Here is a 14,587-nt window from a genome sequence, read left to right as displayed (position 1 = left end):
ACCCCCCGCGCCCCCGCCGCCCCCACCCGCGCCCGCCCCACGGGGCGGGGGCGGCCGCCGGGGGGGGGGGGGCCCCCCGACAACTTCGACGGCGCCGGCTTCGTACGCGGTCTGGCCCGAGCCGGTCAACCCCTGGAGGGAACGCGGGTCGCCCTGATGGGGGCGGGCGGTGCCGGCAGCGCGATCGCCGTCGCCCTGCTCGGCGCCGGCTGTCGCCAGCTGGCCATTCACGACCCGGACCAGGCGAAATGCGCGGATCTGGTGGCCCGTCTCGACGTGCACTGGCCCGGACGGGTGACGCGGGCCGTCCGACCCGCGTTGGCCGACGCGGATCTCGCGGTGAACGCCACCCCGCTCGGTCTGCGCCCCGACGACCCGCTGCCGTTCCCCCCGGAGGCGCTGCCAGCCGGCGCGCTGGTGGCGGACATCATCATGAAGCCGGCCCGCACCAGGCTGCTCGACGTGGCCGGCGCGCTGGGGCTGCGCACCCATCCCGGCATTCCCATGCTGGCCGAGCAGGTGGACCTCTACCGGGAGTTCTTCGGCCTCACCGCCCCCGGCGGCGGCGACGTCGCCGCCTCAGCCTGACCCAACCCCACCAGCTTCGCCCCCCACCAGCTCGGTTCCCGGACAGCTCGGTCCCCGGCCATGAAAGGCGCGTCCCATGCCCATGCCCGCGTCCGCACCGACACCGGGGGTGCTCGGCATCGACATCGGGGGCACGAAGGTCGCGTTGCGCATCGAACCCTCCGGCGCCGACGGTGGCCCGGGCAGCGGCGCCGATGTCGCACCCGTGGAGTCGTCGTTTCCCTGGACGCCCGCCGCCAGCGCCCCGCGGGACCTGGCCGATCTCACCGACGGGATCGCCGCGCTGCGGGCCCGGTGGAGCGGTCCGCTCACCGCGGTCGGCGTCGCGATGCCCGCCACCGTCGATCCGGCTGGTCGGGTGACGACCTGGCCTGGCCGGCCGAGCTGGACCGGCCTGGACTTCGGGGCGGCGATGCGCGGGCTGGTGCCCGGGGCCCGCGTCGCCCACGCCGACGACGGTGACCTCGCCGCGCTCGCCGAGGCGGCCGCGGCCGACTGCCCCGATCTGGTCTACCTGGGCATCGGCACCGGGGTCGGCGGCGGGCTCGTGCTGGCCGGCCGGCCCTGCCCGCGCCCCGGCCACGGCTCGGCGGAGATCGGGCACATGCTGATCTCGATGACCGGCGCGGTGTGCGCATGTGGGCGCCGCGGCTGCGTCCAGGCGACGGCCAGCGGCCCCGCCACCCTGCGTCGCGCCGCGGCCTACCGCGCCGCCACCACCAGCGTCGACGAGCCGGACGGCGGTGAACCAGGCGGCGGTGAGCCGGCCGGAATCCCGTTCGCCGAGCTGCGCGCGGGCTGGTTGGCGCAGGCCGACTGGGCGGTCCGCGCGGTGCGGGAGAGCGCCCAGGCGGCGGCCGTGGCCGTGGTCAGCCTGACCGAGGTCCTGCATCCGAGGCTGGCGGTGGTCGGCGGCGGGTTCGCCGACGGCCTGCCGGGCTTCGCCGCCGCGGTGGACGAGCAGGCCCGCGTCCTCGGTCGCCCCGGGCATCCGCCGGCGCCGGTCCAGGCCGCTGTCCTCGGCGGGCTGTCGTCTCTGTCCGGCGCCCTGCTGCTGGCCCGCCAGGCCGACTGACCGGGGGGCGACGACCGGCGTGACCACAGTGGCGTCGCAAGCCGCGATGATCCCGGGCGTGTCGATCTTTGCGGTCCTTCTACAGGGCTCACGGTGCGACTCTGTCCGTTTCGTCCCTGTAGAAGGACTCATCCGCTCCGCCAGGCCGCCAGCGGCGACGACTGCCCGTGACAGCGATGTCGTCCCTGAACATGCGTGGCCCTGCTCGGCTAGTCGCCGGTGAGAATCCGTTCGCCCACCGAGGACGATGCCGCGGACGACGGGACGACGGTCACCACATCCGTGCGCGCCGCGGGCACCTCCGGTACGCCACCGCTCGACCGCGTCGGAGCCGGGACCGTCGCCGCCGGGATCGGGCTCGACTCACCGAGCAGGACCAGCAGGTCGGACGGCCGGTGCAGGACGGCATCCGGTGCGGCCGCGATCAGCTCCACACCGTCGGTCTCGCCCCACAGGGCCGCCGCGGCCATCACCCCGGCACCGCGGGCGCTGTCGAGGTCGGCGACCGCGTCCCCGATCATCACCGCCGTGCTCGCATCGGCGCCGAGCAGCGCCAGGGCGTGCAGGACGATGTCCGGTGCGGGCTTGGGCCGAGCGATCTCGTCCGAGCCGATGACGTGGTCGAACAGGTCGAGCACACCGAGCACACCGAGCAGGTGACGGGCCCGCGGCCCCGCCTTTCCGGTGGCGACGGCCAGCCCGTAGCCGCGTTCCCGCAGGGTGCGCAGCAGGTGCGCGACACCGTCGAACAGGACGACCTCGCTGGCGAGGCGGTAGCTCTCCCGGACGAAGGGCTCCTCCATCTCCAGCGGCAGATTCATGATCCGCATGATGTCGGGGAAGTAGCGGCCCAGGTAGCGCTCGTACTCCTCGAAGGGGGCCAGGCCGTCGCCGACGACCTCCGCGTAGGCGATCGTGAACGCCTGGCGCATCACGCCGAAGCTGTCCACCAGGACACCATCGAGGTCGAAGATCACTGCCTGGCGCCGGACGACGACGGCCTGCCCGTTCTCACGTTCCGTTCCCACATGCCCCCCTTGGCTCACTGGACATCGGCGGTGGTGGTGATGGCTGGGCGGAGCGTCATCGGCCCGCGGGGACGAGATCCGGCGCCTGGCGGGACGCGCGTGCGCAGGCGTAGAACCGTTCGATCGCGGCGATCGTCGGACGGACCTCGGCGATCGCCCGACCACGGGAGGCAGGGTCGGCCAGCATCGCCGGCAGTTCGTCGAGCTGCCGGCGGTACTCGGCGCCGATCGGTTCGTCCGGCAGGGTCACCGGACTGGTCTGGCCGGTGCGGGTGAGGGTGAGCAGCGACCGGTCCTGCCGGTTCGGGCCGAACCCGAAGGTGCAGCGCAACGACACCGTGCCGCCCGTACCTTCGACGGTGATCGCGGTCAGGTCCCGCGCCTCGTGCGAGGCCCAGCTCGCCCGCAGCGCCACCGACATGCCGTCCTCGGTGACCAGGAAGCCCCGCGCGGTGTCCTCCACGTCGCCACCGACCCGCGGCGGCTGCTCCGGCGCCGGCTGCCCGTCCCCGGGCTGGTCACCGTGTCGCCAGGCCGCCGCCCAGGCACCGTCGTTGACGAAGTCGTCCGACGTCGTCCCGATCACCTCGCGGAACCGGACGGCTCCGAGCAGCGGGGTGAGCGTGTCGAGCAGATGCCAGCCGAGGTCGACCAGCGCGCCGCCACCGGACTGCTCGCGCCGGGTGAACCAGCCGCCGGCGTCGGGAATGCCCCGGGCCCGCACCCAGGCCAGATCGACGTGTCGGATGGCACCGAGCGACGCCGCCACCTCGTAGAGCCGGCTCACGTCGGCCCGGTAGCGCGCGGCGCTGCCGGCCAGCAGCGTCGCGTCACCCGCCTGCTCCGCCGCTGCCAGCCGGTCGGCCTCCGCCGAGCTCAGGCACACCGGCTTCTCCAGGAACACCGGGATGCCCGCGGCCAGCAGCCGTTCGGCGATGTCGGCGTGGCGGTTGTTGGGTACCGCCACCACGGCCAGGTCGGGCCGGGCGGGACCCGCCGCGGCCAGCTCGTCGACGTCGGCGAACACCGCCAGCTCCGCCGACCCGGACGCCCCACCGGCCGCGTCCGTCTCCTGCCCCGCGGGGGCGAGGTCCGTGGCGACGGCGGTGCGCGCGGCCGGGTCAGGATCGACGACAGCGGTCACCGCGAACCGTGGATGTTCCCGTAGCCGGGGCAGCCAGATCGAACGCCCAGCCCAACCCAGCCCGACGACGGCGACCCGCAGTGGCACCGCGTCGAGGGACGGGTCGCTCGCCGCGGCGGCCGCCGCGGAGGTCGCTGCGGTCACTGGGCCGCGATCACGTCGGCCACGACCGCTGCCACCTGGTGCATCTGCTCCTCGGTGCCGAGCAGGGTGCGGTGGTGCAGCCAGATGCCGTCCGCGCTGAGCGCCTCGGTGTTGGGGCAGCGGGCCGCCAGCTCGTCGACCGTGGTGTCCGGCGCGCCGGACTCCCAGAAGCCGTTCGACCGGTAGATCGACCGGAAGGCGGCGAAGGCCGGCAGGCCACGCTCGAGGAGCGCGTCGACGAGTGCGTTACGTCGGTCCTCACCCAGGCCCGGCACCCGGAACATCGCCATGTAGTGCGAGTTGCGGTCACAACGCTCGTCGCGGCTCTGCGGCACCACGCCGGGGATGGCCGCGAGTGCTTCGGCGAGCACCGGCCAACGCTGCTCACGGGTGTCGATCTGACCGGCCAGCCGACCGAGCTGGGCCCGCAGGACCGAGGCGGAGAACTCGTTGAGCCGGAAGTTCGAGCCGGAGGTCTGGTGGAAGTAGCGGCGGTCGGTGCGCGGCCGGCCACAGCTGTGCCGCAGGAACGCCAGCTCGAACAGCTCCGCGTCGGGGAAGGTCACCGCGCCGCCCTCGCCCGCGGTCATGAGCTTGCCGTTCTGGAAGCTGAACGCCGCCACCGAGCCGAGCTCGCCGACCTTGCGGCCCTGCCACTGGGTGCCGTGCGCGTGCGCGGCGTCCTGCAGCAGCGGGACGCCGGTGTCGGCCGACAGCTTGGCCAGCGCGTCCATGTCGGAGATCTGGCCGGCCATGTGCACCGGCATGATCGCCTTGGTGCGGCTGGTGACGGCCGCGGCGGCGGCCTGCGGGTCGATGCAGTAGGTGTCGAGGTCGACATCCACCGGCACGGCCACGGCGCCGAGGCGCTGCGCGGCCTGCGAGGACGAGATGAACGTGAACGCCGGGACGATGACCTCGGTGCCCGGGCCGACCCCGAGAACCTGCAGCGCCAGCTCGAGGGCGTGCGTGCCATTGGTGACGGCCAGCGCGTACTCGGCGCCGTGATAAGCACCGAATTCGCGTTCGAAGCTGTCAACCTCGCTGCCGCCCATGCGCCACCACTGGCCCTGCTCCAGAGCCCGGATCAGACCGTCGCGCTCCTCGTCGGAGTACTGCGGCCAAGCCGGCAGTTCCGGTGCGCGTAGCACTTCACCGCTCATGGTCCCCACCCTTTTCTTACGTGACGATAAGGTACGCGTAAGGATCTCGGCCGTCGACGGTTCATTACCGTGGGTTGTCCGCAGAATCCGCACGAGTGGTGCGCGACGGACCGTACCTCACGCCCCCGGGAAGCTTCGGCAGGCCCTGGCTCACATCATACGAAAGCCAATCCGCAACCAATAGTCCCGCTACGATCGGGTGATCATGGGCGGCCGGGCCGCCGGACCCGTCGCCGTCCGCTGGGCTGGCCTTTCGCCGCTGTCCGCAGAGGCCTCAGCACGGCTGCGGTAGCCTCCGGGCCGGCGCCGGCCACCGCGGCCGGTCGGGTCGGCAATGTGATGAGGAAACTGTGAGCACGCTGCTGCTTCTGAACGGACCCAACCTCGGCATACTTGGTCGGCGGCAACCCGAGGTATACGGAACGGCAACCCTTGACGACATTGAATCCGCAGTCGGCGCACGGGTGGCCGAGCGGGGATGGAAAGTGCTCTCGATTCAGCGGGAATCCGAGGGCGAGCTCATCCACGCAATTCAGGACAACTACGACTCGGTGGGCGCGATCGTCAATCCCGGTGCACTCATGATGTACGGCTGGAGCCTTCGGGACGCCCTGGCCAACTATCCCGCGCCGTGGATCGAGGTGCACCTTTCCAACGTCTGGGCGCGGGAGTCCTTCCGACACGAGTCGATTCTTTCCGCGCTGGCCAGTGGCGTCGTCGTCGGGCTGGGCGCCCTGGGCTACGAGCTCGCCGCGTCCGCCCTGCTCGAACTGGTGTCGCCGGCAGGCGCCTGACCTCCCGGCCCCCGCCGAGGGCCCGCGCCGGACCGGGGCCCGAGGCCGCCGGACCGCGCGGGCCACGAGCTTCGATTCCGGCGAGATCCACGACCGCCACGCCCGGGTCCGCCGCCCGCGCCCCGAGCGCCGATCGGCATCGGCTGGTCGTGTTTTCGTCCTGGTGGCTCCCGCCACGTCCAGGCAATCATTTATGAGACAACCACCAGCCGGATAGCTGCTATTCACCGCCGATGCCATGGACATGAGGACCGACCGCGGCCCCATATAGGCGGGCGTACAGCACGTGCGCACCGCCGCCGCACCCGACCCGACCGCGGGATGGCCGACATAAGAGACGCCTCCCGCGGCGCCGCGGTCCGCCACCCGCCGGATCACGGCCGATGGCTTCGTGACCGCCGACACAGTCGACTCACTTTGTTCACCGGCCCGGCCGGTAAACCTGACGGTCCGCCCGATCGCTATTCCGGGCAATGGACGTTTTCTTCCGTCAGGCCAGCCGCGGACTCGGCCGGCGCCGGCACCGACGCCTCACCCAGACCGACGCCGGGACCGCCGACCCGACGGTTATGCCGGACTGTCCTGAACCGCGACTCCCCGTCGCCCCGCCACGGGAGAACCCGCGCCGCCGCCCACCCACCGGATACCGGCCGGCACGCGGTGAAGCGACAGCGCACGATCCTGCCTGGGACGACACGTCGGATGCGGGCGGGGCGCCTGACCCGCCCCGGACCTGTCAGTACGGTCCGTGCCTGGTCAGCGTGCCAAGGTGCCCCAGGGGAGGTTCGTACAGCATCTACGCAGAACCAGGCGAAGTCGCGCCTGGCGGTCTCGGCTCGCGTACCTGCGCCTATCACTCCCAGTGACGGAGCCCAGTCGGCGGCGGCGCAGGCGCTGACCAGGGCGGCTACCTGATGGTCGCGGACGTTACGGCCGTGGCGGACGGGCCAGCTTTGCTGATCGGCTGGTCCGAGGTGGGCCCGGGGCTGTTGCGCGCGATGCGCCACCCCACCACCTTCCACCCCGTCGTCCCGGACCAGCCAGCAGACACCGACGGGGCAACGGTGGCCACCACCGTGTCGGCGCCAACCAGAGGCGAGAGCCCCCCAGGCCGAGGCGGCGGCAGGTCCGGCGCAGCGCGCTCCCGGCCGGCCGAGCACCGTGGTACTCGACGGCTCGCTACTGGAGCGCGCGCGGCGCGAGGACGCCCGCTACTGGGCAGAGCACCGCCGTCCAATCTCCTCGGACGAGCTGCGCAAACGACTCAAGGTCGGCTCGAAGCGGGCGCGGGCCCTGGTCACGCAGCTCGGCGAGCAGGTCCGATCCTCCCGCCTGGCCCTCGAAGCCGGCCAGGCCCCGACAGAAACGGTGTAGGACACCACACCCCTCCCGGACTGCTGTGCGGATGCGCCATGTCTACTGTGCGGGGCCGAACATGACGGCGAGGCTGTTCAGCGCACCGGGTACGGGCCGGTAGTAGGCCCAGACGCCGCGTTTGTCGCGGCTGATCAGGCCGGCGTCGACGAGGACCTTCAGGTGGTGGCTGACGGTGGGTTGGGTCAGCCCGAGGGGTTCGGTGAGTTCGCAGACGCAGGCTTCGTCGCCGCCGCGGGCGTAGATCATCGACAGGAGGCGTAGTCGGGCGGGGACGGCGATGGCCTTGAGCACGGCGGCGAGCTGGTCGGCATCGTGGGCGGACAGGGGTGCGGTCCCCAGCGGGGTGCAGCAGGCCCCGAGTGCGCCGCCAGTGGGGTCAGGCGGGTCGGGGAGCGCCGCGGTGGGGGCGGGTATCGCGGTCGTGGCCATGGGGTCCAGCATGCCACGAGGGATTGACAGCGGTCGATGTCTGCGAGCATGCTCCGTCCCACAGGGATATAGACGACCGTCAATGTGTGGGGTGATCGTGATGGCGCGGGTGCAGTTGGCGTTGAACGTGTCCGATGTGGACGCGGCAGTGGAGTTCTACTCGAAGCTGTTCGGGGTCGGGCCGGCGAAGCGGCGGGCGGGGTATGCGAACTTCGCGGTCGACGTGCCGCCGTTGAAGCTGGTGCTGATCGAGAACCCGGACGTCCGCGGCAGCGGTGTCGCGGGAGCGTTGAACCATCTCGGCGTTGAGGTCGAATCCACCGACGAGGTCACCGCCGCGACGACCCGGCTGGCCGGGGCCGGCCTGGAGACCGCGGTCGAGGAGAACACCGCCTGCTGCTACGCGGTGCAGGACAAGGTCTGGGTCGATGACCCCGACGGTGCGCCATGGGAGGTCTACACGGTGCTCTCCGATGTCGTCGACGGGTCGGTGCCGACGTTGCGGACGGTGGAACCGGGCAGCGGGTCAGGATCGGGGCCGGGGTCGGCCTGCGCCTGCGGGCCGGGGGTGGACCGCGGCCCCGCCGTGGACACTGTCGACGTCGCGATCGAACCGGCGCCCGCCGGCGCCCGCTGAACCCCGTGGCGGATATCGAGCCGGGTGGCCGGTCGTCGCTGACGCGGCGGCTGGCCGCCGAGGCGGTGGGCAGCATGCTGCTCGCCGCTCTGGTCGTCGGGTCGGGAATCGCCGCGGTCCAGCTCAGCCCCGGCCAGGTCGGGTTGCAACTGGTGGAGAACGCCGCGGCGACCGCCGCCGGCCTGTTCGCCATCATCCTCATGGTCGGCCCGGTGTCCGGGGCGCACTTCAATCCGGTCGTCACCCTTGTCGACGCCGCGTTCGGCGGCGTGTCATGGCGCGACGCCGCCGCCTACCTGCCTGCGCAGGTCGCCGGCTGCATCGGCGGGGCGGTGCTGGCGAACCTGATGTTCGACCGGTCGGCGGTGTCGATCGCGACCCACCACCGGGCCTCGGGAGCGCATCTGCTCGCCGAGGTCGTCGCGACCGCTGGCCTGATCCTGCTGATTTTCGCGTTGGTCCGGTCGGGCCGGGCCGAACGGGCCCCGGCCGCGGTCGGCGCCTACATCGGGGCGGCGTACTGGTTCACCAGCTCGACGAGTTTCGCGAACCCCGCCATCACCGTCGGCCGGATGTTCTCCGACAGCTTCGCCGGCATCGCCCCCGCTTCCGCACCCGCGTTCATCGCCGCCCAGGTGGTCGGCGGGGCGGTCGGCTACGGGCTGGTCCGGCTGTTCTACCCCCCTACCGCCACGGCCCGCGCGCAGGCTGCGCAGGTCGTGCTGCCCCATGCCGACCCGGCGACCGCGAACGGCGCGGAGCCGCCTGCATCCCGAGATGCGTCATGATCGATCCCGCATCCCCCACCCGGCTGGACGCCCTGACCGGGGTGGACCCGGCGACCGTCCGTGCGCTGCGGGCCAGCGCCGACCGGCTCGCCTACGACACCACCTTCACCGCCGGCGAGGTGGAGGAGGTGTTCGTCGACTCCTACGCCCGGCTCGCGCGCACCGCCCAGGTCACCCTGTTCCTGCCGACCCTGGCCGAGCGGCTGACCCGGGAACGCCTCGAAGCCCTCGGAGCGACCCGCGGGCTGATCGCGAAGAGGGTGCCGGAGGTGCTGTTCGTCTGCGTCCGTAACGCCGGCCGTTCGCAGATCGCCGCGGCGTTCACCCGCCACTACGCCGGGACCGCCCTGCATATCCGCACCGGCGGCTCCGACCCCGGCGAACACATCCACCCCGAGGTGATCGCCGCGATGAAGGATGTCGGGCTGAGCCTGGTCGCCAAACGCGTCGACATCTACGCCACCGCGATCCACCACCACATGACCGTCGACGCCGTCAACGACCTCGACCTCGCCTACACGCCACCCCTGGGCTCACCCTGGGACGCCGTCCAGATCGCCGCCCAAACCTGGCTCCGCGACCACCACGGCACCCGCCGCACAACCCCCTGACCGCCCCCTCACAGAGAAGGATCGCGCTTCCATGACCACGAAACCCTCGGTGCTGTTCGTCTGTGTCCACAACGCCGGCCGTTCCCAGATGGCCGCCGGCTGGCTCACCCACCTCGCTGGCGACCGCGTCGAGGTCCGCTCCGCCGGCTCCGCCCCCGCTGACCAGATCAACCCCACCGCGGTCGCCGCCATGGCCGAAGTCGGCATCGACATCACCGACCAGACCCCGAAGATCCTCACCGTTGACGCGGTCGAAGCCTCCGACGTCGTCATCACCATGGGCTGCGGCGACGCCTGCCCGATCTTCCCCGGCAAACGCTACGAGGACTGGAAACTCGACGACCCCGCCGGCCAGGGCATCGACGCCGTCCGCCCCATCCGCGACGACATCCGCACCCGCATCGAACAGCTCCTCGCCGAGCTGCTCCCCGTTCCGTCCTGACCTTCCCGGCTCGCCACCACCGGACCACGCGGTGACGCAGCACGGCACCACAGCCAGCCGTGGGGCGGGCCCCGCCCCCCCCCCCCCGCCGCGCCGCCCCCCCCCCCGGCGCCAAGACCCGGGCCACAGCAGGCATGACGCCCGGCTGGCATGGGCAACCCTGCTGGTCAGCAGCCTGCTCCTGGCCGGCTGCTCCCCGAGCACCCACAGCCCGCCCGCCCCATCCACCACCACAAGACCGACGACAGCAGCCGTCGCTTCCACTCCGGTCCCGTCCTGGACGTTCCACCCCACCGCAGACCCGATCAACGACGCCTACCTCCAGTTCTGGGCCGCGTTCAGCGATGCCCAGGCCCGCGGCGAACCGGACCACCCGCCGATGATCCGCCACGCCAACGGACAGGCCCTCGACTGGGCCCAGGCAGTGATCCGCGGCTACGCCGCCCGCGGATGGGTACGCACAATCGAAAAAGGCTAGGCCCCGCATCCGCAGGTCACCCGGAGATCCAGCGACGCCGCACAGGTAGTCGACCCACAGGACTGGACGCTGTGGCCCCTGAAGGAACGCCACACCGGCCAGATCCTGCCCAACATCGAGACACGGCAATGCATCACCGCCGACCTCACCCCACACGACAACACCTGGCAGGTCACAACACTCGTCTTCACCCACAGCACGTGCTGAACACCCGCGCCCGCCACGGCGGCATCCAAGGATGCTGACCTAGATCATCCACCGTCCTCCAGCCATGAAACTAACCGGTGGCGGCCGAGCACGACGATGCACAGAACCACCCTCGACCGGAGCCTGACCCCTCGCAGAACCAGCTCAGGACCAGCCTTCGGGGAAGCCAGCCTGTGACTTGACCTTCGAGTCGGGTCGAAGGTTTACCGTCCAGGTCATGGGGACCTATCGCATCTCGCATCTGGCGGAACGCTCCGGTGTTCCGGCCAGCACGCTGCGGTTCTACGAGACCGCCGGGCTGCTGCCCGCCGAGCGCACCCCGGCGGGGTACCGCGTCTACGACGACGAAGCGGTCCAACGGCTGGCGTTCATCTCCTCCGCGAAGCTCCTCGGCCTGGCACTGGACGAGATCGGTGATCTGCTGACGGTGTGGGAACGGGGAGTGTGCGCGGCGGTCCGGGAACGGATGCTGCCGCTCGTCGCCGCCCGGATCGCTGACGCCGACCGGCGGGCCGCCGAACTGTCGGCCTTCTCGGCGCATCTGGCCGCGTTCCACACCGAGCTGGGCGAACCGGCACCGGCGGGTGGCTGCGGCCCGGACTGCGGCTGCCTGACCACCACCATGGCGAAGCCGGGTCCGGTGCCGCTCACGCTCACCTCGGGGCAACCCGACATACCCGCCAACGATCAGACATGGCAGACCGCGCCAGTGGCCTGCACCCTCAGCAGCGGCGAACAAACCGAACGGGCCACCCAATGGCACCAGCTGCTCCAGGAAGCAGACAGCCGGGAGGAGATCACCGACGGGCTACGGCTGACGTTCCCACCCGGCCCTGACCTCGCCGCGCGGATCGCCGCACTCGCCGCAGCCGAGCAGGACTGCTGCGCCTTCTTCGCCTTCACTCTCCAACTCACCCCCACCGGCTTGGTCCTCACCATCCGCGCTCCCGAGACCGCCACCGCCCTGCTGGCCGACCTGTTCGGAGTGTCCGCATGAATCCGTCCACGTCTGCGACCCGTCGTTCGCGTCCGTGGTCGACGATCGGGACCGCCGCGGCGGCGGTCGCCGCCTGCGCGGTCTGCTGCGCCGCCCCACTGATCGCCGTGCTCGGCGCCATCGGCACCGCGGCGACCGTCGCCGCCGTGTGGATTCCCGCCCTAGCCTTCGTGGCGGTCGCCGCGCTGCTCGGCGCTGTCATAATCCGCCGTCGCCGCCGGGCCGCCTGCCAGACAGCCACCGGACCGGTCGACCTGAACCCGCCCACCCTCCGCCACCACCGAGACCCGGCGACACCCACGTCACGCTGACCGGTCACCACCACACCGCACCTTCGGGCAGTGCAACGCCGGTGACCTGCGAGGATGACCGGGACAAACCCGGGCAGGCGACCATCAAGGGAGTCCGACCCTGACGCAGAAACCGTCTGGCATGGTCGCCTGGATGGACCAACATCAGATCGGCGTCTACCTCACCGCCATGACCGCCGGTGCCATCCTCGGCCTTACCGCCCCCGGCCTCGGACCGGGCCTGGAACACGCGATCAACCCGCTGCTGGCAGCACTGCTCTACGTGACCTTCCTCCAGGTCCCCGCCGTCGAACTGGTCCGTTCCCTGCGCGACGGCCGGTTCCTCACCGCCGCGCTGGTCGTGAACTTCGCCGTCGTGCCGCTCGTGGTCGCCGTCATGTTCCCGTTCCTGCCCGACGATCAGGCCGTCCGGCTCGGGGTGCTGCTGGTCCTGCTCTGCCCCTGCATCGACTGGGTGATCGTGTTCACCAGCCTTGCCGGGGGCAGCAGCCGGCGTCTGCTCGCCGCGACCCCGCTGCTCCTCGTCGCGCAGATGCTGGCCCTACCCATCCTGCTGTTCGCCTTCCTCGGCTCGGACCTGGCCGACATCGTCGACGCCGGACCCTTCCTCCAGGCGTTCCTCACCCTGATCGTCATCCCGCTGGCCCTGGCCTGGGCCGCCCAGGGCTGGGCCGCCCGCCGACCCGCCGGGCAGACCGCGTCGGAGACGGTCAGCACGGCGATGGTCCCGCTGATGGCCGCCGTCCTCATCGCCGTCGTCGCCTCCCAGATCCCGAAACTCGACGGCAGACTCGCCGACGTCGCCGCCGTCGTCCCGTTCTACCTGGCGTTCCTCATCATCATGGCGTTCGCCGGGACCGCAGCGACCCACCTGTTCCGCCTCGACGCCCCCGCCGGACGGGCGGTGCTGTTCACCGGCGCCACCCGCAACTCCCTCGTCGTTCTCCCGCTCGCGCTCGCTCTGCCTGACCGGTTCGCCGCCGCCCCCGTCGTCGTGGTCACCCAGACCCTCATCGAAGTCCTTGGCATGATCGCCTACGTCCGCCTCGTGCCACGGCTACTGCCCCCACCCCGCCCCACCACCGCCTCCTGATCTCCGAGGGTTGCCCCGAAATCGGTGACAGACCGTGTGGATCGAAACCAGCGGCAACTGCTCACCTACACCCGACCGACCGGCCAGGATTCTGCTCATCCAGCCCTGAACCCCGAGGAAACCAGCAGGAGACATGCGGGCCGGGATGGGGGGACAGACGCCCCGCCGCTGGTGTTTTTTCGTGCCAAGCAGGCGGGTCCGGGCAGCGCCCGGAGGGGACTATGGGTCGCTGGCCTGCGATTTTGCGCGGGCGATCCCCCTCCGGTTAATGCCGACTGCAGGGATAACGGACAGATGGCCACTCGCCGTGATGGTTGGCCAGTAGATGGCTGTCAGTCGGGGTAGTTGGCCAGTCCGCAACGTAGGCCGGGCGCGAGGCGCTGGCCGAGCGGGTCGGGCACGTTCAGAGGTCCGCACGGGGGTTCCGGCGGGGCTGCGCGGAGCTGGCGTTGCCAGCCTGTACGGCTTCGCCGCCCCCTTCCAGCGCGACGCCCCCTTCGGGCGCATCCTGGCTGCCTACGGCGGGATCTTCGTCGCCGGTTCGCTGCTGTGGAGCGCGGTGGCCGACGGCTGCCGACAGCTTCGCCATCATCGGCGCGCTGATCTGCCTGACCGGCAGGTCCCTGATCATGTTCGCGCCGCGCGGTCACTGACCGACCCACTCGATTCGCGGCGTCCGGGTCGCACAGGGTCCGCAGGTTCCCACTCGATCAATACCGTCCGCGGCTCACGACCCGATCCGTGCCGCCCGCGCGCGTCACAGCAGACCGGATCATCACAGGATCAGCGCCGGATCCAAGGCTCGCTACCAGCGCCACCGGAGGGTAGCTGTCCGCTGGGAGCCCAAAAATCTGTCCCCGCTGCACTAGACATCTGGCGCCACCCTGGGTACAGTTCCTCTCGTAGCCAAGAGAGTCCATGGTCGCGGCAGACAGGAACTGCCGCGAGCAGGACGGCGGCCAGGGCAGGCCGCCGAGCATCACCGCAACACGTTCGGCAGAACCTAGAGAGGTGAACGACGAGGAGAGGGGAGCAGGCACCATCAGGATCGCCCGGGCGATGGACACTCTCGCTCGGACGCCGCGCAGGCCCCGGATTGGAAGGTGGTCCCCGGTCACGCATATGCGATCCCCGCACCCCCGCCCTCTCGGGTGGGCAGGCGGGTTCCAGTACCCGGTGCGTCTTGGCCGGTAGATGGTGATGAACCCTCGGGGGGCGGGGGGGGGGGGGGGCCGGGGCGCGCGGGGGGGGGGGGGGGGGGGGGGGGGGGGGGGGGGGCCG

At 71.6% G+C, this 14,587-nt stretch carries 15 protein-coding genes and 2 pseudogenes; 13 read left to right on the top strand and 4 right to left on the bottom strand.

The genetic code is table 11. The annotated features are described in order from the left end of the window. Positions 1 to 588 (top strand): shikimate dehydrogenase (locus MXD61_RS11460; RefSeq protein WP_248812820.1); only part of this gene is annotated, 588 nt, incomplete at its 5' end. An 82-nt stretch (positions 589 to 670) separates the two neighbouring features. Beyond that, positions 671 to 1,663: an ROK family protein gene (locus MXD61_RS11455; protein WP_248812823.1), complete on the top strand. Its 993-nt coding sequence runs from the start codon at positions 671 to 673 to the stop codon at positions 1,661 to 1,663. A gap of 371 nt (positions 1,664 to 2,034) precedes the next feature. On the opposite strand, the pseudogene MXD61_RS11450 reads toward MXD61_RS11455, so the two are convergent. The 3 genes and pseudogenes from MXD61_RS11450 to MXD61_RS11440 all read right to left on the bottom strand — a co-directional run. Then, positions 2,035 to 2,691 (bottom strand): annotated as a pseudogene (locus tag MXD61_RS11450) (HAD-IA family hydrolase); the annotation flags it as partial. Between the two features lie 55 nt (positions 2,692 to 2,746). Beyond that, the gene (locus tag MXD61_RS11445; RefSeq protein WP_248812822.1) at positions 2,747 to 3,916 is read right to left on the bottom strand and encodes a Gfo/Idh/MocA family protein; all 1,170 of its coding nucleotides are present in this window, start codon (positions 3,914 to 3,916) and stop codon (positions 2,747 to 2,749) included. Between the two features lie 59 nt (positions 3,917 to 3,975). Beyond that, complete coding sequence (locus MXD61_RS11440; RefSeq protein WP_248812819.1) at positions 3,976 to 5,142, bottom strand: DegT/DnrJ/EryC1/StrS family aminotransferase; 1,167 nt, start codon at positions 5,140 to 5,142, stop codon at positions 3,976 to 3,978. 350 nt (positions 5,143 to 5,492) lie between these two features. On the opposite strand from MXD61_RS11440, the gene MXD61_RS11435 reads away from it, so the two are divergent. Both MXD61_RS11435 and MXD61_RS11430 read left to right on the top strand, forming a co-directional pair. Continuing rightward, positions 5,493 to 5,936, top strand: coding sequence for a type II 3-dehydroquinate dehydratase (locus MXD61_RS11435; RefSeq protein ID WP_248812818.1), 444 nt, complete (start codon positions 5,493 to 5,495; stop codon positions 5,934 to 5,936). A 1,161-nt stretch (positions 5,937 to 7,097) separates the two neighbouring features. Beyond that, positions 7,098 to 7,310, top strand: coding sequence for a hypothetical protein (locus MXD61_RS11430; RefSeq protein ID WP_248812817.1), 213 nt, complete (start codon positions 7,098 to 7,100; stop codon positions 7,308 to 7,310). Between the two features lie 42 nt (positions 7,311 to 7,352). Here MXD61_RS11430 and MXD61_RS11425 read toward each other — a convergent pair whose 3' ends face one another. Continuing rightward, positions 7,353 to 7,742 (bottom strand): helix-turn-helix transcriptional regulator, encoded by a 390-nt coding sequence (locus MXD61_RS11425; RefSeq protein ID WP_248812816.1) that lies wholly within the window; start codon positions 7,740 to 7,742, stop codon positions 7,353 to 7,355. A 100-nt stretch (positions 7,743 to 7,842) separates the two neighbouring features. On the opposite strand from MXD61_RS11425, the gene MXD61_RS11420 reads away from it, so the two are divergent. The 9 genes and pseudogenes from MXD61_RS11420 to MXD61_RS28830 form a co-directional block, all read left to right on the top strand. Next, positions 7,843 to 8,379: an ArsI/CadI family heavy metal resistance metalloenzyme gene (locus tag MXD61_RS11420; protein WP_248812815.1), complete on the top strand. Its 537-nt coding sequence runs from the start codon at positions 7,843 to 7,845 to the stop codon at positions 8,377 to 8,379. Between the two features lie 74 nt (positions 8,380 to 8,453). Continuing rightward, on the top strand, positions 8,454 to 9,167 hold the full coding sequence (locus MXD61_RS11415; protein ID WP_248812821.1) for an MIP/aquaporin family protein: 714 nt from the start codon (positions 8,454 to 8,456) through the stop codon (positions 9,165 to 9,167). Next, positions 9,164 to 9,778 (top strand): three-helix bundle dimerization domain-containing protein, encoded by a 615-nt coding sequence (locus MXD61_RS11410; RefSeq protein ID WP_248812814.1) that lies wholly within the window; start codon positions 9,164 to 9,166, stop codon positions 9,776 to 9,778. Before MXD61_RS11415 ends, MXD61_RS11410 begins: the two co-directional genes overlap by 4 nt. A gap of 31 nt (positions 9,779 to 9,809) precedes the next feature. Beyond that, positions 9,810 to 10,220 (top strand): arsenate reductase ArsC, encoded by a 411-nt coding sequence (locus tag MXD61_RS11405; RefSeq protein ID WP_163549329.1) that lies wholly within the window; start codon positions 9,810 to 9,812, stop codon positions 10,218 to 10,220. Between the two features lie 31 nt (positions 10,221 to 10,251). Further along, the gene (locus MXD61_RS11400) at positions 10,252 to 10,698 is read left to right on the top strand and encodes a hypothetical protein (RefSeq protein ID WP_248812813.1); all 447 of its coding nucleotides are present in this window, start codon (positions 10,252 to 10,254) and stop codon (positions 10,696 to 10,698) included. Positions 10,699 to 11,122: 424 nt separating this feature from the next. After that, positions 11,123 to 11,902 carry a heavy metal-responsive transcriptional regulator gene (locus MXD61_RS11395; protein WP_248812812.1) on the top strand — a complete coding sequence of 260 codons (780 nt, stop codon included), beginning with the start codon at positions 11,123 to 11,125 and terminating at the stop codon, positions 11,900 to 11,902. Further along, positions 11,899 to 12,213, top strand: coding sequence for a hypothetical protein (locus MXD61_RS11390; RefSeq protein WP_248812811.1), 315 nt, complete (start codon positions 11,899 to 11,901; stop codon positions 12,211 to 12,213). The genes MXD61_RS11395 and MXD61_RS11390 overlap by 4 nt, the downstream gene beginning before the upstream one ends. Before the next feature lie 133 nt (positions 12,214 to 12,346). Beyond that, complete coding sequence (locus MXD61_RS11385; RefSeq protein ID WP_248812810.1) at positions 12,347 to 13,306, top strand: arsenic resistance protein; 960 nt, start codon at positions 12,347 to 12,349, stop codon at positions 13,304 to 13,306. Positions 13,307 to 13,745: 439 nt separating this feature from the next. Beyond that, positions 13,746 to 13,959, top strand: a pseudogene (locus MXD61_RS28830) (hypothetical protein); the annotation flags it as partial. Positions 13,960 to 14,587 lie beyond the last annotated feature (628 nt).

The organism is Frankia sp. AgPm24, from assembly GCF_023243055.1.
Classification (GTDB): Bacteria; Actinomycetota; Actinomycetes; order Frankiales; family Frankiaceae; genus Frankia; species Frankia umida.
Note: the sequence above shows the minus strand (reverse complement) of the source record. Positions and strands in the feature narration are given on the sequence as shown.

Coding starts and splice junctions, on each gene's coding strand:
- MXD61_RS11455 (WP_248812823.1), top strand. CDS start 671: ATGCCCGCGTCCGCACCGACACCGGGGGTGCTCGGCATCGACATCGGG.
- MXD61_RS11440 (WP_248812819.1), bottom strand. CDS start 5,142: ATGAGCGGTGAAGTGCTACGCGCACCGGAACTGCCGGCTTGGCCGCAG.
- MXD61_RS11425 (WP_248812816.1), bottom strand. CDS start 7,742: ATGGCCACGACCGCGATACCCGCCCCCACCGCGGCGCTCCCCGACCCG.
- MXD61_RS11420 (WP_248812815.1), top strand. CDS start 7,843: ATGGCGCGGGTGCAGTTGGCGTTGAACGTGTCCGATGTGGACGCGGCA.
- MXD61_RS11415 (WP_248812821.1), top strand. CDS start 8,454: ATGCTGCTCGCCGCTCTGGTCGTCGGGTCGGGAATCGCCGCGGTCCAG.
- MXD61_RS11410 (WP_248812814.1), top strand. CDS start 9,164: ATGATCGATCCCGCATCCCCCACCCGGCTGGACGCCCTGACCGGGGTG.
- MXD61_RS11405 (WP_163549329.1), top strand. CDS start 9,810: ATGACCACGAAACCCTCGGTGCTGTTCGTCTGTGTCCACAACGCCGGC.
- MXD61_RS11395 (WP_248812812.1), top strand. CDS start 11,123: ATGGGGACCTATCGCATCTCGCATCTGGCGGAACGCTCCGGTGTTCCG.
- MXD61_RS11390 (WP_248812811.1), top strand. CDS start 11,899: ATGAATCCGTCCACGTCTGCGACCCGTCGTTCGCGTCCGTGGTCGACG.
- MXD61_RS11385 (WP_248812810.1), top strand. CDS start 12,347: ATGGACCAACATCAGATCGGCGTCTACCTCACCGCCATGACCGCCGGT.